The organism is Pandoraea captiosa, assembly GCF_902459775.1.
GTDB lineage: Bacteria > Pseudomonadota > Gammaproteobacteria > Burkholderiales > Burkholderiaceae > Pandoraea > Pandoraea captiosa.
This window is the reverse complement of record NZ_CABPSQ010000005.1, coordinates 64134-82873: the sequence shown is the minus strand read 5'-3', so window position 1 is coordinate 82873 and position 18740 is coordinate 64134. Positions and strand designations below refer to the sequence as shown.

The window sequence follows — 18740 nt, the reverse complement described above, 5'->3', positions numbered from 1 at the left end:
CGAATCATGCATTTGCACGGCCCTGTATTTGCGCAGTCCTTTTTCCAATGTTGTCTATCGAGGAGTTCATCATGCTGCAAAGAGTCCGCACCGAACTGCAACCCGATACGCTGATCCACAACCTGAACACGACCGTTCACGCCGGGGTCGCCGAGCTCAACGCCTCTGCGCGCGACGTCTGGAACGTGGTCGGGCGCTTCGACGGCTACAACCGCTTCGTCACCGGCCTCGAATACATCCAGATGACCGGCACCGCGACCGGCCCGCGCTCGCTTCGCCACAAGCACTTCACCGGCGGCGATCTGGTCGTCGAGCAACTCAATACGCGCGACGACGACGCCATGACGATGAGCTGGACGCTGATCTACACCACCTTCGACATCGGCAACATGTGGGCGTCGATGGAAGTCGTGCCGCGCGGGGACAAGGCGTGTACCGCCACTTATCGCATCGTGGGCGAAGCCCGTTCGGGCAATCCGAAGGACCAGCCGGCGTTCGACGCCTTCGCTGTCGGTTTTCTGAAGATGGCGATGGACAATCTGCGCAAGATGTTCAACGGCGCCTGAGCGCATCGCCCGAATCGACCGAATCGCCCGCTTCATCGATGACCTCTCGCCCCCGCGTACCGTTGCAAATTCCGTTGCAACCCCAGGCGTGTTGCACGCCTGCGGCGGACATCGCAACGCGGGGGCTCTCTTCTTCGCTTCGTCACGGACCGCTCCATGGACAGACATCTCCCGCCCGCCGGTCGCTGGCAACTCGCGGCGCGCGCGCAACGCATGCAGCCGTCGGCGCTGCGTGAACTTCTCAAGGTCGCCGAGCGGCCTGACATCATCTCGTTCGCTGGCGGGCTTCCGTCGCCCTACGCGCTGCCTGTCGAGCGGCTGCACGCCGCCATGGATCGCATTCTGCGGCGCGACGCCGTCTCGGCACTGCAATACGGCCCCTCGGAAGGCTACCTGCCGCTGCGCGAAGCGATCGCGGCGCGTCTGACCCGTCAGGGAGCGGCCGTGCACCCGTCGCAGGTGCTGGTGACAACCGGGTCCCAGCAGGCGCTGGATCTGGTCGCGCGCGTACTCGTCGACCCCGGCTCGCGGGTCTTGATCGAGACACCGACCTATCTGGGCGCCGTGCAGGCGCTGGCACAATACGAACCCACGTTTGAAGAAGTGCCGGCGGACGCAGCAGGCCTCGCGCCCGAGCGCATGTCCGATGCATCGATGCGCCGCGCACGACTGCTCTACACCCAGCCGAACTTTCAGAATCCCACGGGACGCACGCTCTCCATCGAGCGCCGCATCGCGCTGGTCTCGAAGGCCGCTCGCAACGACTTGCTGCTCGTCGAAGACGATCCCTATGGCGAGCTCGTCTATAGCGGCGTCACGCCACCGTCGCTGCTCTCGATGGCCCCGGACCATGTCGTGCATCTCGGCTCGTTCTCGAAGGTGATCGCGCCCGGTCTGCGTGTGGGCTACGTCGTCGCGCCGGACGAACTCCTGGCCAAATTGCTGCAAGCGAAGCAGGCGAGCGATCTGCACACGACCGGCATTACCCAACGGCTCGCACACGCCTTGCTGATCGATGGTGAATACGACGCGCACCTCGAAGCGATCCGACTGCGTTACCGCGCACAGTGCGCGCTCATGCTGGGGTGCCTCGCCGAACATATGCCCGAAGGCGTGTCATGGACGCGCCCGAGCGGCGGCATGTTCCTCTGGGTGACGTTGCCGGCGGGCATCGACAGCGCGAGTCTTTTCGAAGACGCGCTGGCGCGTGGCGTGGCGTTCATTCCGGGCGCATCGTTCCACGCCGTGGCGCCCCGGTCGAACACGATGCGGCTGACGTTTACCACCGCAACGCCATCGCAAATCGAAACGGGCATCTCGCGCCTCGCGCAAGCCATCAAGGCGCGGCTCACAAAAGCCGAAGCCTGCGCTATCGTCTCTTAGTCGTCGGCCCACCGCGCACACGCCGCCACCGAGCAAGGGGGCGGCGCGCTCTCGACGGCGTCTCGTTGCTCTCTCGTAGCTATCTCGCAGTACCTCACGCGCAGGCCTGCAGCGCTGCGTCAGACGGCTCGAACAGTCCGAGGTTCTGTGCCGTCTGCACGAAGCGCGGCACACACGGGTTGCTGCTCTTCGCGTCCCACACGAGCGCGACATCGATGTGCGGCGCGTGCAGCAGCGGCACGAATTGCACGTTCTCTGCGCGGGTACTGCGCATCGAACTGTGAACCAACGCCACGCCAAGTCGCTGGCCGACAAGGTTCACGATCGTCTGCTGAAAGTTTGTCTCCAGACGCACGCGCGGGGCAAAGCCCGCCTGACGGCAATGCTCCGTAATCGTGTTGTAGATGAAGGGCGACGCCTCGCGCGGAGAAATGATGAACGCGTCGTCGCGCAACTCGCCAATGGAGATGGCGGTGCGCGCCGCGAGCCGGTGACTGGCGGGCAGCACTGCCACCAGCGGTTCCCGGAATATCGTCTCGGTGCATAGCTCGTCGGATGCATCGGACGAGTACATGATGCCGACGTCCACTTTTCCGCAGCGCAGTTCGTCGGCCAACTCGGTCGGAATTTTCTCCCTGAGCTTGACTTCGATGCGAGGAAACGCCGCCGCAAAGGCGCGCGTGAGCACCGGCAACACGCTGCACGCGACAGCGAACATGAAGCCGGCGCACAGCATGCCCGAATCGCCTACTTCAGCGGCACGCGCATGCGAGCGCGCCTGATCGAGTGTTGCGAGCACGGAGCGCGCGTCGCGATAGAAGCGCTGCCCGGCCGCCGTGAGCGCCACGCTGCGCTGCGTTCGTTGAAACAGCACGACACCCAACTCCTCCTCGAGCATCGCGATCTGACGCGATAACGGCGGTTGCGAGATATGCAGCAGATTTGCCGCGCGCCCGAAGTGGAGCGTTTCAGCCAGTACTACGAAATAGCGGAGTTGCCTCAGTTCCATGGAGTGATTTCCCCTTGAAAGAACATCGGTTTCTATTCATAGCGAACCGGTATCAGTCATCGCATCATATGGTATTGGAGACCTCTCGCGAATCGAACTATCCTTGGTTTTGCTTTATGGAGCACCCCCCAAGGCATTCGCCATGATGCGAACCTGCGCCGCCAAACGTGGCGCTCGCCAATTCCAATAAAGTCAATGAGAGACGCTATGCACGCCCACGATCCGCTGGACCGTTCAAACGCAAACTTTCAGTCTTCCTTCAGACCATCGCTTGACCGGCTCTGCGGCAACGACCCTTCCATGCTCGCGACCCTCGCCCGCGCGCGCCTGCTCATCGATCGACAGCTTCCCATCCTGATTCTTGGAGAAACCGGCACCGGCAAGGAATACCTTTCGCGAGCCTTGCACGACTACAGCGCACGACGCCACGCCAGCATGGTGTCGGTCAACTGCGGCTCGATCCCCGAAAATCTGATTGAAAGCGAACTGTTCGGCTACCAGCGCGGCGCATTCTCCGGCGCGCTCAATACCGGTATGAAAGGCAAGGTCGTGCAGGCCGACGGCGGCACGCTCTTTCTCGACGAAATCGGCGACATGCCGTTTGCGCAGCAAACGCGCCTGCTGCGCGTGCTCTCCGAGCGGGAAGTCACTCCCATCGGCGCCGCCACGCCTGTGCCCGTCGATCTGCAACTCATTTGTGCAACGCACCAGAATCTCGAATCGCGCGTGCAGTCAGGTGGGTTTCGTGAAGACCTCTATTACCGGATCGCCGTTGGCATCGTGCATCTACCACCACTACGACTACGACACGACCGCGCCTGGCTATTGGACTCGATGATCGTCGCCGAATCGCATGGCAACGCCAGTTTCGAATCGCTCGACAGCGAGACCCGCGAATTGTTGCTGACCTACGCCTGGCCGGGCAACCTGCGTCAGATGCGCGCCGCGGTCCAGTACGCCTGCGCCGTCAAGAGCGACGACACGATCCGGATTTCCGACCTGCCCGCCAATCTCGTGCAAAGCGCGACGTTGGCAGCGGCCGGTGCGGCTTCGGCGACAACTCACACCACGTCGGCCGCCCCCACCGCCAGCGCTTCAAACACCTCAGGCGCCTCAGGCAATATCCAGGTCACGCCCATCGCCTCGCTGTCGGCCATCGCCAACGGCGAGCGCGAGATCATCATTCGCGTGCTGTCGTCGCGTCGCTGGAACATCTCTGCCGCGTCGCGCGAACTCGGCATCTGCCGCACGTCGCTCTATCGCAAGTTGCGCGAATTGCATATTCCTCATGTCCGCGATATGGGCAGCGACGTATTGCTCGGCCCGGATCGCTGAACGAGTCGGCGGGCGGTACGCTGCGCCGCCCGCCGCCCTGCGCTCACGACGGCGTTCCTTATGCCGGATCTGCCAGCAGCGCCATCATGGCCGTCGCCTTGTAGCGCGGTCCCGTCGTCGTCCCGGCAAAGAAGTGCGTATCGAGCGCCTTTGCCATCGCAGCATCGATGTGCAGGCTCGCGGCGCTCAGGTTTTCTTCGAGACGGCTCACACGGCGGGTGCCCGGAATCGGCACGATATCGTTCCCGCGTGAGAGCAGCCATGCGAGCGCCAGTTGGGCCGGGGTCACGCCGATTTGCGCAGCATAGCCCGCGAGCGTTTTCGCCAGCCTCACATTCGCGTCGAAGTTCTCTCCCTGCAAGCGCGGGTCGGACGTGCGGCGCGAATCGCCCTCCGGAAACTCTTCTGCCCGACGTGCGGTTCCCGTCAGAAACCCCCGGCCAAGCGGAGCGAACGGCACGAAGCCGATCCCCAGCTCGCGCAGGCACGGCAGAATCGACGCTTCGACGTCGCGGTGCCAGAGCGAATACTCGCTTTGCAATGCGCTCACGGGATGCACGGCGTGCGCACGCCGAATCGTTCGCTCGCCCGCTTCCGACAGACCGAAGTAGCGCACCTTGCCTGCCTTGACGAGCTCCCCGACGGTGCCCGCCACGTCTTCAATGGGCACATTGGGATCGACACGGTGTTGATACAACAGGTCGATGTAGTCCGTACCGAGTCGGATCAGGCTGGCGTCGACCACTTCCCTGATGTGCTCGGGTCGGCTATCGGCCCCGGTCACGGCGCCATTCTCGAAGCGGAAGCCGAACTTGGTGGCGATGATTGCCTTGTCGCGGCGGCCTTTGAGAACGCGCCCGAGCAAGCGTTCGTTTTCGAACGGCCCGTACACTTCCGCCGTATCGAAGAAATTGCACCCAAGGGCAAGCGCCCGTTCCAGCACGCGAACCGACTCCGCATCGTCGGAAGGGCCATAGGCGTAGCTCATGCCCATGCAACCGAGCCCCATAGCGGGGACCTCCAGTCCTTGATTGCCTAGTCGGCGGGTTGGCAGCATCGCAAGACTCCTGTGTTGTCGTTGAGGAACCGGTGTCGTCGGGCAACAGCGCACGACATCGGTACGTCATCGTCTCCATGCAAGTTTCGATCCATTTTTGTGCATGACATCCCGACGATTCCTTCGACCGCATTTGCCGACCGATGCGACGGTCTTTCAACCCGCATGTCTTCACGGTATGGGCCGTGAACCGATGGCTTCCATTGCACGACGTGCCATGAAAATCGTATGAGTGCCTGCGCATCGACGCAGGCTTCCCGGTGAATCATCTGTGCATTCATGCGACACCTGTCGCAGTGTGCGACAGGTGTTCGTTCGGATTTCAAAGCGATTAACGTGACCCGGCTTTTTGGCGTCGCACGCGTTTGACCATGGCATCCAAATTGCTTGGAGTCCATCATTTGTTCTCGCCGGTCACAAGGCGCACGACGCACAATGACGAACCACCACACGGCCGTTCGAGCCGATGGCGCAATGGATACGGGACCGAGCATGGGGATGGCGACGGGGCTATCGCTTGGCGTGGCGCTTTACGGCGCGTCCGGCAGTGTCCTCACGCGCTTCAGGGGATGGGCAACGCATCTCAGTCCCGAAGAACGGCAGCGTGCCGACGCCTATTCCCGACCGTCCGACCGGGAGGATTATGTTGCGGCGCATATTCTGGCGCGCGTTGCGGCCGCGCGGGTGACCGGCAGCGCCGATACGCCGGGCGCCTCTGCACGGACCTACGTGCTGGTGCAACGCTGTGAACGGTGCGGTGGCGCCCACGGCCGCCCCCGCCTGCCCGCGCACCCCGGACTGCATGTCAGCCTCAGCCACACTCGGGGCGTCGTCGCGGCCACCTGCGCCATATCGCCGGTCGGAATCGACGTCGAACACTGGGACGCGGCGCTCGCCACCGACGCCGAACTGCCCGGATTGAACGAGCGCGAGCGAATGCGTCTGGGCGCGTTCGCAAGTGTGGCGCATACCCATCATGCCCCGTCGCCCCGTGCACTGGCCTGGCTGCGTCTGTGGACGCGCAAGGAGAGTCTGATCAAACTCGGCGGGTTGACGCTGGCGGACATGACGGGCATCGACCTGTCGCGCCTGCCGATGAGCGAAGCGCCGTTGCGCGCATGGCAACGGCGCGTCGCCCACGACATGTGGGCGATGACGGACTGGCTCGACCCCGCCCTGCGCGTCACGGGGACCGTGTCGGGGATGGCGAACGTGAGCGTCGAACGGATCGACGCTTTCTAGGCTTTCCAGGCTTGAGGGTCGGCCATCCGACTGCCGAATCAGGCGGCGACGGCGACTGCCTCGGTGGCGATGTCGTCTTCCACCGAACTCAGCATCAGATGCTCGAACGCGCCCAGCGACGCTTTCGCGCCCTCGCCCAGCGCAATCACGATCTGCTTGAACGGCACGGTCGTCACATCGCCTGCGGCGAACACGCCCGGCACCGACGTCGCGCCCTTGGCATCCACTTCGATCTCGCCGTGACGCGAGAGCGACACCGTGTCCTTGAGCCATTCGGTGTTCGGCACCAGACCGATCTGCACGAACACGCCTTCGAGAGCAATCGTCGATGTCTCGCCCGACGCGCGGTCACGGTACACGAGGCCGTTCACCTTCTGGCCGTCGCCAACGATTTCGGTCGTTTGCGCGTTCATCAGCACGCGGACATTCGGCAGGCTGCGCAGCTTACGCTGGAGCACTTCGTCCGCACGCAGTTGTGTCCCGTATTCGATCAGCGTGACTTCCTTGACGATGCCCGCCAGATCGATGGCCGCTTCCACGCCGGAATTGCCGCCACCGACGACCGCCACACGTTTTCCCTTGAACAGCGGGCCATCGCAATGCGGGCAGTAGGCCACGCCGCGATTGCGATATTCGCGCTCGCCCGGCGCGCCGATTTCACGCCAGCGGGCCCCCGTCGCCAACACCACGGCGCGCGCCTTGAGCACCGCACCGCTGGCCAGATGCACCTCGTGGATCTTGCCCGGAATCAGGGCTTCGGCGCGCTGTGTGTCGATCACGTCGACGTCGTAGCTCTTGACGTGCTGCTCCAGCGCCGTCGCGAATTTCGGCCCTTCGGTGTGCGTGACCGAAATGAAATTCTCGATGGCCATCGTGTCGAGCACCTGACCGCCGAAACGCTCGGCGACGACCCCGGTCACGATGCCCTTGCGCGCGGCGTAAATGGCGGCCGCCGCACCGGCAGGCCCTCCGCCCACGATCAGCATGTCGTAGACAGGCTTGTTCGCAAGCGCCTTCGCAGCGCGCGCCGTCGCCCCCGTGTCGAGCTTCGCCAGCAACTCCTTCACGCTCGTGCGGCCTTGCGTGAACGACTCGCCGTTGAGAAACACCGTGGGCACCGCCATCACCTGACGCGCCTCGACTTCGCCCTGGAACAACGAACCGTCGATAGTCACTTGCTGAATGCGCGGGTTGATGAGCGCCATGACGTTGAGCGCCTGCACGACTTCCGGGCAGTTCTGGCACGACAGCGAAATGTACGTCTCGAATCGAAAGTCGCCGTCGAGTTCGCGAATCTGCGCAATGGTGTCGTCGTCGAGCTTGAGCGGGTGACCGCCGACCTGCAACAGCGCGAGCACCAGCGACGTGAATTCATGGCCCATCGGCAAACCGGCGAACCGGATGCGCGGCGCCTCACCGGGCGTGCCGATCGCGAACGACGGGCGACGCTCGCTGGCGTCGTCACGAAACACGACTGCGATCTTGTCCGACAGCGGCGCGATCGCTTCGACCAACGCCTTCATCTCGGCAGACTTGGGACTGTCGTCGAGCCACACGGCGATTTCGATGGGGCGCGTGACTTTCTGAAGGTACGTTTGCAACTGGGCTTTGAGGTTCGCGTCCAACATGGCTTTTTTTCCGTCTCGATAGGGTGAGCGAGGTCCACCGCGTCGGCCGATGGCTGGCGCAGGTAAGCGTCGGGGAATTCGGGGTTGGGGTTGGGGGTGCCGGCAGCGCGGGGTTTAGGGGGGCCCGCGCGCCGGCAGGAGACGCCGCCCCTTGACCGGAGCGGCGCTTACAGCAAAGCGACTGCGATGGACGGCTTAGATCTTGCCGATCAGGTCCAGCGACGGGCTCAGCGTTTCCGCACCCGGCGTCCACTTGGCGGGGCAAACTTCGCCCGGGTGAGCGGCGATGTACTGAGCGGCCTGCACCTTGCGCAGCAGCTCCTTCGCGTCACGACCGATACCGTTGTCGTGGATTTCGCACAGCTTGATCTCGCCTTCCGGGTTGATCACGAACGTACCGCGCAGCGCAAGGCCTTCTTCTTCGATCAGCACGTCGAAGTTGCGCGAGATCGCGAGGGTCGGGTCGGCAACCATCGGGTACTGGATCTTGCGGATCGTGTCCGACGTGTCGTGCCAGGCCTTGTGCGTGAAGTGCGTGTCGGTCGAAACGCTGTAGATCTCGACGCCCAGCTTCTTGAACTCGTCGTAATGGTCGGCCAGATCCCCCAGTTCGGTCGGGCACACGAAGGTGAAGTCGGCCGGGTAGAACACCACCACCGACCACTTGCCCTTCAGGGTCTCGTCGGTCACGGTGATGAAGTCGCCATTTTGGTAAGCGTTGGCTTTGAACGGCTTGATCTGGGTATTGATGATCGGCATGTCGTTGTCTCTCGGACTGGGTGGAAAGTGTTGCCAGTATGCCGAATGCTATCGATAACAAGAAATTGATTATTGAAATCTATGCGATTAAGCCAGACTATCGGCGGCGATAGTCTGGCGAGCGAGGGGTGTCGCGCGATGCCGACGCCCCTTGAAGGACAAGGCGCTACGGGGCTCTCGGGGAGGTCAGCCCTTGGGATAGCTCACGGCGCGGACCTTGCCGCTGGCGGCGCCGCCACAATAGAAGGTGTTCTTGCCGTCGAACTCGAGACCACTGACCACGACGCCGTCCGGCATTTGCACCCGCACCAGGACTTCCCCGCTCACGGCGTCGACCCGACGAAGTTCGCTCTCGTCGTTTTCCCACGTGCCATGCCAAAGTTCATCGTTCGCCCAGGTCACGCCCGTGACGAAGCGATCGGACTCGATGATGCGCAGCACGCGACCGTCGGCCGGATCGACCTGCAGGATGCGACGATTACGGTATTGCCCGACCCAGAGGCTGCCCTCGGCCCATGTGAGTCCCGAGTTGCTGCCGCGCTCCGCCGGTGCGGGAATCGAATGCAGCACGCGCCCTGTCGAAGGGTCGATCTTGTCGATGCGCGACTCGGCGATCTGATAGAGATGTTTGCCATCGAAGGCGGTACCCGCGTCGCTCGACGCCTCGATGGTGTGAGCGACTTCGCCGTTGGCGGGATCGAAGGCGACCAGCGTTTCGCCGGTCGCGGCCCAGACCTGTTTGCCATCGAAGGTCACGCCATGAATGCGTTCGAAACCCGCAAAGGGTCCGTACTCGCCGGTGATGTCGGCGGCACTGACGCTTGGGGTGCGAGTGCTGCCTTGCGGTTTGTTCGTCGGTGTGCTCGCCGGTTTGCTCGTCATAATGGACTCCTGTCTGCTGTGCTGTTAAGGGTGCTGTCGTTTGTCGCGACGCCGGCTCGGCGTGCAAGCTCACTCTAGCCAAACGCCCATCCGGCCGGGAGTAACAATATCGTCGTGAATTCGGTGAGCGGCGGCGCCATCCAGCGGCGCGCACGCGCGAGGCCGACGGCACGCACACGCCCCTGCGTTTGCAGATCGCCGAGGGCGCGCTGAACGGTTCGCTGGCTCACGCCCAGGGCCAGCGCCAGTGCCGAGGTCGACCATGCCGTGCCGTCGGCGAGCAAGGCGACAAGCGAGGCGCGATCACCATCGATCGGCGGCAGCAGCACGGCAACGTCTGCTGCCTCTGTCGGCCTTAGCGCGAAGCCTCGCGCGGTGGCGTCGATTTCGGCGATGCCTTTGAGAACTGTGCGCAGGCGTCCGATTTCTACGCGCAGACGCGCGCGATGGGTGTCATCCGGACGGCGCAGCCGGAAAGCCTCGGCAATCAGCGTCTCGCGATCCACGTCGCCCGGCCATGCCCGGGCGAGCTGCAAGGCAAGCGTGAACAACACAGGTCGTGTGACGAGCGGGCGCCAGACATTGCCAATCCCGACGCCGCGACGGCAGGCGTCGATGACGAGCGTGCCCGAATGCAGCAGCGCCGCCGCCTCGTCCAGATTCAGCGCGTGTTGTGCATCGCGCTGCAAACATCTCGCTGCGGGACGCATCAGGGCATCGGCCATGCGCTCGATTTCGGCGGTGAGCGCAGGCACGCGCGCGGTACTCGCCGCGCTTCGTGCCTGCGCAAGGGCATTTCGCGCGTCTGCGATACGCAGGGTACGCAATGCGATCTCCGTGGCGATCAGTGCATGGACGGCAGCCAGGCGTGCCGGGGCGCCCGGCACCGACGCCTCGTGAAGCGCTTGCGCCGCGGCATCGAGCTTGCCCAACAGCAGCAGCCGTCGCGCAACGATGAGGCGCGCGAGCATCGCATTGGGCAGGTCGGCGTGCAATGCGAGCAGTGTTGCGGCCGATTGCAGCGCGCGCGTGGTGCCGCGCAGATCGCGCATGGCCAGCGCGACTTCGGCGTCCGCCACGACGCACCGCGCGCGCGCCATGGCTTCCTGCGTCCCGAAGCGGCGTGCGGCACGTCGGAGCAAGTCTCTTGCACGTGCAAAATCGCCAAGCTGCGCCATCGCGATGCCGCGCAGCGCAAGCGCCGACGGGTCTTCGCGAAGCGCCACCAGACGCAACGCGCCCAGCGGATCGCCCGACGCCAGCGCGCGGGCCGAAGCGGCAATGAGAGAGTCCATCGGCGGATAGTACCGTGCGGCGCGCCTCCTCTCCGCTCTCGGCACGAATCGTCACGAATTGCGCAGCACCCCCTAGTAGAATTACGGTTTTCGCCGGGAATTCAGGAATACGTCCATGTCATTTGCTTCGCTTGGCCTGATCGCGCCGTTACTGCGTAACGTGCAGGCGCTCAATTACGAGACACCCACGCCGGTGCAGGCCAAGGCAATTCCTGTCGTGCTCGCGGGTCGCGATGTCATGGCTGCGGCGCAGACCGGCACCGGCAAGACAGCGGGCTTTGCGCTGCCGATCTTGCAGCGACTCGTGCAGCACGGCCCGGCGGTCTCGAGCAACCGGGCACGCGTGCTGGTACTGGTGCCCACGCGCGAACTGGCAGAGCAAGTGCTGCAAAGCTTCGTCGATTACGGCAAAGGACTCGATCTGCGATGTCTGGCCGCTTACGGCGGCGTGAGCATCAATCCGCAAATGATGAAGCTGCGCAAGGGCGTTGACGTGCTCGTCGCCACGCCGGGCCGTTTGCTGGATCTGCATCGTCAGAACGCGGTGCAGTTCGATCAGGTGGGCACGCTGGTGCTCGACGAGGCCGACCGCATGCTGGATCTGGGTTTCGCGCGCGAACTCAATGCGGTGTTTGCAGCATTGCCGACGCAGCGCCAGACGCTGTTGTTCTCGGCGACGTTCAGCGACGAGATTCGCGCCATGGCCGCGAACCTCCTGCGCGATCCGGTCGACGTCAGCGTTAGCGCGCCCAACGCAACGGCAAGCAAGATCAAACAGTGGGTGATCCCGGTCGACAAGCGCAACAAGCCCGACCTGTTCATGCATCTGGTGGCGCAGAACCGGTGGACGCACGCATTGGTGTTCGTCAAGACGCGCAACGGCGTGGAATACCTTGCATCGCTGCTCGATGAAGCGGGTTACGCGATCGACACGATTCACGGCGACAAGCCGCAACCGGCACGCCTGCGGGCGCTGGAGCGATTCAAGGCGGGGGAAGTGCAAATGCTCGTCGCCACCGACGTGGCGGCACGCGGGCTGGACATCGACGATCTGCCGCTCGTCATCAACGTCGATTTGCCCATCGTAGCGCAGGATTACGTGCACCGCATCGGCCGCACCGGTCGCGCGGGCGCGAGCGGCGTGGCGGTCTCCCTCGTCTGTGCCGACGAAGCGCCGCAACTGGCCGCGATCGAAGCACTGATCCGGCAAACGCTGCCGCGCGAGGAAGAACCCGGCTTCGAAGCCGAGCACCGCGTGCCGGAGACGAACGCGGCAGGGCAGATCATCAAGAAACCGAAGAAGCCGAAGAAACCCAAGGTAACCCTCGGGGCCCCGGGCACTGCACCCGCGCCCTCGAAGAAGCCGCCCCCGTCCGATAATGGCAAGCGACACAAGCACGCGAAGACGGACGCGAAGGCATCCCGTGGCGGTTTGTTCGGCGGGTCGAAGGCTCCCGGCAAAGGCGTTGCCGCGACCCTGCAGATGACGAAGAAGCCGTCCGGTGGGCGCGGCAAACGATAACCCTGGCGCCGCTCGCGCACAGGAATCGGATGTTTGCCGGAATCTGCTTCGCGCTCAGCCTTGCACTCAGTAACCGCTTAGCACTGCGAAGGCCAGCACACCGCCTGAGAGCAGCAACAGTACGGCGAATAGCGGCAGAATGAACTTCAGCCATTGGCCGAAGCCCACGCGCGCGGTTGCGAGGTACGCGAGCAACATGCCGGACGTCGGCGTGATCATGTTCGTCAGACCGCCGCCCAGCAGGAAGGCCAGCACCGACGTTTGGGGATTCACGCCCGAGAGTTGGGCAATCGGTCCGATGATCGGCATGCTCACCGCCGCTTTGCCCGAGACCGAGGGGATGAAGACGTCGAGCGCCATCTGCACCCCCATCAATCCATTCGCGACCGCTACGGCCGACTGCCCCCGCACGACGCGAGTGAAATCGTTGATCAGCGTGTCGAGCACATAACTGCCATGCAGAATGATCTCGACGGATGCCGCCAGCCCGATGAGCAACCCGGCAAGCATCATGCCCTTGAGCCCCTCGACAAAGGCGTCTGCCGCCGTACGCGAGTCCAGTCGCCCGACGACCGCCGTCACGAGACTCGTCAACACGTAAAACGCCGACAACTCCAGATTGCCCCACTTCAGCTCGCGGGTGCCGTACACCAGCATCGCGGCGGCAACGGCGAGCACCAGCAGCGTTGCCTTGTGACGCCCCGAAAGCCGCGCATGCAGATGCGCCACCGCCGCCATCTGCGAGCGCGCCGTGCTCAGACGGTACTCACTGCGATACACGTGCCACAGAAAATACGCGATGCCCAGCGTGAGGAAGACCACGAACACGGCAATGCGCAAGCCGATCCCAGAGAACAGCGGCAAGCCCACGAGCGGCTGCGCCACGGCCAACGCAAGCGGGTTCGTCACCGACGCGATGTAACCGATCTTGGCGGCAATGGCGACCAACGCGACGGCGAAGAGATTCGACAATCCCAGGCGGCGCGTGAGCACCATCACCATCGGAATCACCACCAGATACTCGGAGATGAACCCGAGCAACGTGCTGCCCAGCGCGATCAGTACCATCAGCAGCGGCGCAAGCACGTACATGTTGCCGGAGGTCAATTGCAACAGCCGGTCGATGCCCGCATCGATGGCGCCCGTCTTGCGCATCACCCCGAACATGCCGCCAACGAACATCACCATGAAGATGAGCGGCGCGTTCTTCACCAGCCCCTGCGGCACCGACAGGAACGCGGCCACGACATTGGCCGGCTGCGCCTGTTCGGGCGTGCTGTGCGTTGCCTTGGGTGCGACGAGCATGCCGATGTCGTGCGTCTTCGGCACAACCTGATACGTGCCCGGCACGACGAGTTTTCCCTCGCGCTCGAAGCGCCCGGCATCGACCCACCATGTCATCGCCACCGCCAGGATCAACACCCACATCATCATCACGACGGGATGCAACATCTTGCCGTGCGGCTTTTCGGCGGGCTCGGAAGGCGGGGCCGTCGTCTCGGCATGTGGCGTCAGGGAATGCGAATGCCCGTCGACGGGCGTCGGCGCGAGTGCTGTCATGTCAGTCCTGCCGTTTGTCTCTCTTGTGTTGTTGAAATGACGTAGCACCACGCCACACGCGCCTCGGCCCAAGCCTGACGCGTGGCAATGCGAATGCCGATGTGTTACGCCACCGTATTTGCCGACGCCACGACCGGCGCGTTTGCGGCCGAACTGCCGGTGTAGCCCAGTTCCGCCGAAATTTGACGGCTACAGGCCTGGAGGCGCTCCAGGTAATCGGGAATTTCGACACGACTGATGCGCGCCTCGGGCCCCGAAATGGACAGCGCCGCCACGACCTCGCCCGATACGTCGCGCACCGGCACCGCAATGGCCACTGCGCCGCTCGTGACTTCCCCCGCACTCATGGCATAGCCCTTGCGCGCCACCGAGGCGAGTTCGTCAGCAAACGCCATCGGCTCGGTCGCGCCGGACACGTGCTTCATCCGGGCGAAAAACTCCTTGCGTACCGTGTCTTGTGCGAAAGCGAGCAACAATTTTCCCGAAGCGCCCGAACTCAACGGGCGCCGATTGCCGACCGAGCCGACCGAGCGCACCTGATGCGTGGTCTCGCAGCGGGCGACACACACCGTCTCCAGTGCTTCCCGCACGCGCAGCACCACGGTCTCGTTGATCGCCTGATTGAGCGCGAGCATGTGCTTTTGCCCAACTTGCACGAGCACATTCTGCTGCGAGGCCGCCACGCCAATGACGAACGCCTGCGGTCCGAGCGAATAGGTCGTGGTGCGCACGTCCTGCAGTACGAAACGGTTGTGCTCCAGCGTGCAGAGCATGCGGTACGTGCGCGACTTGTTGATGCCCAGACGATTGGACAACTCGGTCACGCCAAGTCCGGGATGCTCCGCCACGAGCGAGAGCAGTTTCAGGGCGCTGTCGACGGAATCGACGATGTAGTTCATGAGGTTTCCTTCAGGCCTGGCTGCGCGCGAACCCAGCGGGCCAGCGCAGCCGTGAACGTTTCCAGATTGCGCCCGAGCGTATCAAATCCCGCGTGCTTCGCAAAACGTGCCTCGTCCATGTACAGCGCGCGATTGATCTCGATCTGCACGCTCGAGCGCCGACGCGCCGGATCGCTCACGGCCGTGAGCAGGTCCCCGCCCTGATACGGCGTGTTGACCTGCACCCGATAGCCGAGATCGCGCAGGGTATCGGCGACCCACTGCGTGAAAACCGGATCTGCCGTCGTTCCCTGCCGATCGCTCACGACCATGTCCGGCCGTGCTGCGCCTTCGTCCACGTTCATGGCATTACCGCGCGATTTCATCGAATGACAATCGACGTGCCACACCGCCCCATGGCGTGCGTACGCTTGTTCGGCCACGTCCGCCAGCGCCTGACGATAGGGGAGATAGTAGGCATCGATGCGATGCCGAACTTCCGCGACCGTCAGCTTCCGGTCGTACAAAGGCACGCCGGGCAGCGCATAGCGGCGCAACAGGCCCATGCCCCGCGCGGAATACTTCTCCGGGGCGATCGGACCCGGCCATGCGCCGTCGAGCATCTGGGCGTCGATATCCGTGACGGCACGGTTCGCGTCGATATACATGCGCGGAAAATCGGCGGCGATGAGGGTGCCGCCATGACGCGGGACACACGCCCACAGTTCGTCGACGAAAGCGTCCCACCCTGTGAGCAACGCGTCGCGCGGCGCCGTCGTCACGAAGTCGTCCGGCATGCGAACACCGCTGTGCGGCGAATCGAACACGATGGGCAAGGCGGGAGCGACCGGGCGTGTGACGCGATATGCGCCACCGGTGTCACCCGCGCCAGCGCCGGCCTCACTGCGGCCGGTGCAATGCCCATCACCGGCATCCGCCGCCGGAGCTGTGTTGTTTTCTCGCGTCACCATCAAATTTTTTTCCGCGTTCTCGCGCCCCGCCAGGGGCCAAATTCGCTGCTCGTAAAAGTGCGCAGCATTCGATGTTTTATTTATTAAAACAACGTTTTGAAAATTAAGCCTTAAAAAATAACGCGGGTCAAGCGCTCAATCCGTCGCGGAGGCAAGTCAACGCCCATGCCCCGCGCTCCTCGCCCGAGAAATAAAGGCGAAACAGGCATGTCTTAGTGATTGAAACACTGAAGTCCCCGCTCCCGCAGACACCGGCATCCTCGAATTTTTTCTCGACAGTTGACGGTTTGGAATCGCGAAGTCGATAATTTTCAAAACATTGTTTTAATCATTAAAACATTGATGCCAGAGAATATTTCACACACCCGGAGGGGGGATATGAAGCACAAGGCTTGGCCAATCGCGCGCATGGCCGTCGTAGGGACAGGGTTGGCATGCATGGGGCTTAGCGCGCCGTCGTACGCACAATCGAATGTCACGCTTTACGGGCTGATCGACAGCGGTCTGACGTATGTCAGCAAAGTCGCCGGCCCCACCGGCACCGCCACAGGCAGCCGTTTCAGCGTCGACAGCGGGGATCTTCAGCAATCGCGCTGGGGCATGAAGGGGACGGAAGATCTCGGGAATGGGGTCAAGGCACTCTTCATTCTCGAAGGCGGCTTCTCGGTGGCCAACGGCACGTCGGGTCAGGGCAACCTGCCGCTGGGCCGCACCTCGGTCGTCGGCCTCTCCAGCCCGTACGGCACGGTGCAGATCGGCCGACGCAAGGATTACATCGACGAGATCGCCACGTGGTACTCCAGCGTGTACAACTTCGGCGTTTTCATCAACGGCGTGCACGACAACAACCTCGACCGGGTCGGCGGCAATCGCGCCAACAACTCGATCCGCTACGATTCGCCGGACTTTCGCGGGCTGACGGCGAATGTCACCTACGGCTTCGGCGGCACCGCCGGGTCGATGGCGACCGGCCAGTCGCTAGGCTTCGGCTCGAACTACAAGTACGGCGGCTTCGGTATCGGATTCGGTTACTGGCAGTCACGTCTTGGCACCGGCACGGCGGCGACCAATACGTCGAGCGACGTCGGGGCGGCATCGGGCGCCGGGTGCGACCCGGCGTTCGGGCATGGCGGCGACGTATGCATCCGTACGTGGATGGTCGGCACCAGCTACAAATGGGAGAAGGCACGCGTGTACGCCTCGTGGTCGCGCACGCTGCAACCGCTCGCGCGCTTTGGCGGTACGGCGGCCCCGCTCGCCACCACGTTTACCAGCGCCGCGAGCAGTGGCGCCTTCGCGGCGGCAGGTTCGAACAATAACGCGACGAACGTCTTCGACGTGGGTGTGAACTATTGGGTGCTGCCAAACCTGGAGTTGATCGGCGCCGTGCTTCACTCCCGATACTCGTTCGTCGGCGCGCCCGCGACAGGGCGTCTGCTGCAATTCAACGTGGGACTCGATTACTTCCTGTCCAAGCGCACGGACATCTATTCGTACTTCGCGAACCTGCGCGCGTGGGACATGTATAACCCTGGCATCACCGGCGGTGCGCCGGGACGCGACGCGACCCAGAACGCGCTGACGATCGGCATGCGTCACACCTTCTGACGACGCCCCACAGGCGAACGTTTTGGATGACTGAGCAACCGCACGCTGCAACGGCGTGCGGCCTGCGCTCAGCGCGTGGGGGATTCGCCATCGTCCCGGCAATCTGCACCGGGGCAGCGAGACGGCGCGCCTCGTGCGCGCGCGGCCTGGCCCGACGACGTGTGCTGACGTCCGAAGCCGATCTGCTCAAAGACACCGCCCCCGATCTCGAAGCCGGTGGCGTAGTGATAGGCGGCAACGGTCGAGCCGAGTGCCACCGACAGCAACAACAACGTTCCCGTACGCCAGCGGCGTCGGACCGTGGAAGCCATGTCTCCTCCCTGTCAGAGGTCGGCCCGCGCGGAACGCAACTGTCACCGGTTCACAGCAAACAGCACTGCGGTACGGCTACGTCCTGGCGGGCATCGAGTTTCCCGTCACTGCTGAGTCTCGTTTTTTCGCGATTCTGCACGCGAGCCCCCGAATTTGGCACCCCGGCTATCCCTTAGACGACCGAATATATCGCTATGTGATATATTTTTTCGCTTTCGGACCTTTCCCATATCCAAAGCTGCCGACTTATGACTGCATCGACACCGCCGGATACCTCGCCCCTCCCGCCCCTCCCGGATACACGGGACACGCCGACTGCGCCGCTCACTGCCGATGCGCTGACGAAGCGCGATTTCGAAGCGCTGTCGGAATTCCGCTACCGCCTGCGCCGCTTTCTCAACTTCAGTGAGACGGCCGCGCGCGAAGGGGGAATCACGCCGCAACAATATCTGTTGCTGCTGCACGTCAAGGGTATTCCGGGACGGGAATGGGCGTCCATCAGCGAATTGGCGGAGCGGCTTCAGGCCGTGCATCACAGCGTGGTGGCGCTCGTCGCCCGCTGCGAGAAGGCCGGGCTCGTGACCCGACGTCAGAACGAGAGCGACCGGCGCGTGGTGGAAATCCACCTGTCGCCGGCCGGCGAGGCGTGCCTGGCGAACCTCGCCGCCCAGCATCGCAACGAACTGAGTACGTTCGCCGACATCTTCCACATTCGTGGCGTTCATCTGTAACG

17 protein-coding genes are annotated in these 18740 nt (G+C 63.6%); 7 read left to right on the top strand and 10 right to left on the bottom strand.

The genetic code is table 11. From position 1 onward, the window contains the following. The first annotated feature begins 71 nt into the window (after positions 1-71). Both PCA31118_RS15510 and PCA31118_RS15505 read left to right on the top strand, forming a co-directional pair. A complete protein-coding gene (locus tag PCA31118_RS15510) occupies positions 72-566 on the top strand; it encodes an SRPBCC family protein (protein WP_150626042.1) in 495 nt (164 codons plus the stop codon). A 156-nt stretch (positions 567-722) separates the two neighbouring features. Further along, positions 723-1949, top strand: coding sequence for an aminotransferase-like domain-containing protein (locus PCA31118_RS15505; protein ID WP_150626041.1), 1227 nt, complete (start codon positions 723-725; stop codon positions 1947-1949). A 94-nt stretch (positions 1950-2043) separates the two neighbouring features. Here PCA31118_RS15505 and PCA31118_RS15500 read toward each other — a convergent pair whose 3' ends face one another. Beyond that, complete coding sequence (locus PCA31118_RS15500) at positions 2044-2958, bottom strand: LysR family transcriptional regulator (RefSeq protein WP_150626040.1); 915 nt, start codon at positions 2956-2958, stop codon at positions 2044-2046. Between the two features lie 300 nt (positions 2959-3258). Here PCA31118_RS15500 and PCA31118_RS15495 point away from each other — a divergent pair, with 300 nt between their 5' ends. Beyond that, a complete protein-coding gene (locus PCA31118_RS15495; protein ID WP_246190253.1) occupies positions 3259-4293 on the top strand; it encodes a sigma-54-dependent Fis family transcriptional regulator in 1035 nt (344 codons plus the stop codon). A 58-nt stretch (positions 4294-4351) separates the two neighbouring features. On the opposite strand, the gene PCA31118_RS15490 is transcribed toward PCA31118_RS15495, so the two are convergent. After that, the gene (locus PCA31118_RS15490; protein WP_150626038.1) at positions 4352-5350 is read right to left on the bottom strand and encodes an aldo/keto reductase; all 999 of its coding nucleotides are present in this window, start codon (positions 5348-5350) and stop codon (positions 4352-4354) included. Positions 5351-5785: 435 nt separating this feature from the next. Between PCA31118_RS15490 and PCA31118_RS15485 the strand changes: the two genes are divergently transcribed. After that, the gene (locus tag PCA31118_RS15485; RefSeq protein ID WP_150626037.1) at positions 5786-6592 is read left to right on the top strand and encodes a 4'-phosphopantetheinyl transferase family protein; all 807 of its coding nucleotides are present in this window, start codon (positions 5786-5788) and stop codon (positions 6590-6592) included. Positions 6593-6630: 38 nt separating this feature from the next. Here PCA31118_RS15485 and ahpF read toward each other — a convergent pair whose 3' ends face one another. From ahpF to PCA31118_RS15465, 4 genes are all read right to left on the bottom strand, one after another. Next, the gene (gene ahpF, locus PCA31118_RS15480; protein WP_150626036.1) at positions 6631-8220 is read right to left on the bottom strand and encodes an alkyl hydroperoxide reductase subunit F; all 1590 of its coding nucleotides are present in this window, start codon (positions 8218-8220) and stop codon (positions 6631-6633) included. A gap of 195 nt (positions 8221-8415) precedes the next feature. After that, on the bottom strand, positions 8416-8979 hold the full coding sequence (gene ahpC / locus PCA31118_RS15475; protein WP_150626035.1) for an alkyl hydroperoxide reductase subunit C: 564 nt from the start codon (positions 8977-8979) through the stop codon (positions 8416-8418). A 186-nt stretch (positions 8980-9165) separates the two neighbouring features. Then, positions 9166-9861: a Vgb family protein gene (locus tag PCA31118_RS15470; protein ID WP_150626034.1), complete on the bottom strand. Its 696-nt coding sequence runs from the start codon at positions 9859-9861 to the stop codon at positions 9166-9168. A 74-nt stretch (positions 9862-9935) separates the two neighbouring features. Further along, positions 9936-11156, bottom strand: a complete 1221-nt coding sequence (locus PCA31118_RS15465) for a helix-turn-helix domain-containing protein (RefSeq protein WP_150626033.1) — start codon at positions 11154-11156, stop codon at positions 9936-9938. A gap of 115 nt (positions 11157-11271) precedes the next feature. Here PCA31118_RS15465 and PCA31118_RS15460 point away from each other — a divergent pair, with 115 nt between their 5' ends. After that, a complete protein-coding gene (locus PCA31118_RS15460) occupies positions 11272-12678 on the top strand; it encodes a DEAD/DEAH box helicase (RefSeq protein WP_150626032.1) in 1407 nt (468 codons plus the stop codon). Positions 12679-12744: 66 nt separating this feature from the next. Here PCA31118_RS15460 and PCA31118_RS15455 read toward each other — a convergent pair whose 3' ends face one another. The 3 genes from PCA31118_RS15455 to PCA31118_RS15445 form a co-directional block, all read right to left on the bottom strand. After that, a complete protein-coding gene (locus PCA31118_RS15455; RefSeq protein ID WP_150626031.1) occupies positions 12745-14238 on the bottom strand; it encodes a YfcC family protein in 1494 nt (497 codons plus the stop codon). 104 nt (positions 14239-14342) lie between these two features. After that, entirely contained in the window at positions 14343-15137 is a 795-nt protein-coding gene (locus PCA31118_RS15450) for an IclR family transcriptional regulator (protein WP_150626030.1), read from the bottom strand. Then, a complete protein-coding gene (locus PCA31118_RS15445) occupies positions 15134-16087 on the bottom strand; it encodes an N-formylglutamate amidohydrolase (protein WP_150626029.1) in 954 nt (317 codons plus the stop codon). The genes PCA31118_RS15450 and PCA31118_RS15445 overlap by 4 nt, the downstream gene beginning before the upstream one ends. 378 nt (positions 16088-16465) lie before the next feature. On the opposite strand from PCA31118_RS15445, the gene PCA31118_RS15440 reads away from it, so the two are divergent. Further along, complete coding sequence (locus tag PCA31118_RS15440) at positions 16466-17695, top strand: porin (protein ID WP_246190252.1); 1230 nt, start codon at positions 16466-16468, stop codon at positions 17693-17695. Positions 17696-17763: 68 nt separating this feature from the next. Here PCA31118_RS15440 and PCA31118_RS15435 read toward each other — a convergent pair whose 3' ends face one another. Continuing rightward, positions 17764-18006 carry a hypothetical protein gene (locus tag PCA31118_RS15435; RefSeq protein WP_150626028.1) on the bottom strand — a complete coding sequence of 81 codons (243 nt, stop codon included), beginning with the start codon at positions 18004-18006 and terminating at the stop codon, positions 17764-17766. A 249-nt stretch (positions 18007-18255) separates the two neighbouring features. On the opposite strand from PCA31118_RS15435, the gene PCA31118_RS15430 reads away from it, so the two are divergent. Next, positions 18256-18738 (top strand): MarR family winged helix-turn-helix transcriptional regulator, encoded by a 483-nt coding sequence (locus PCA31118_RS15430; protein ID WP_246190251.1) that lies wholly within the window; start codon positions 18256-18258, stop codon positions 18736-18738. The last annotated feature ends 2 nt before the right edge of the window (positions 18739-18740 follow it).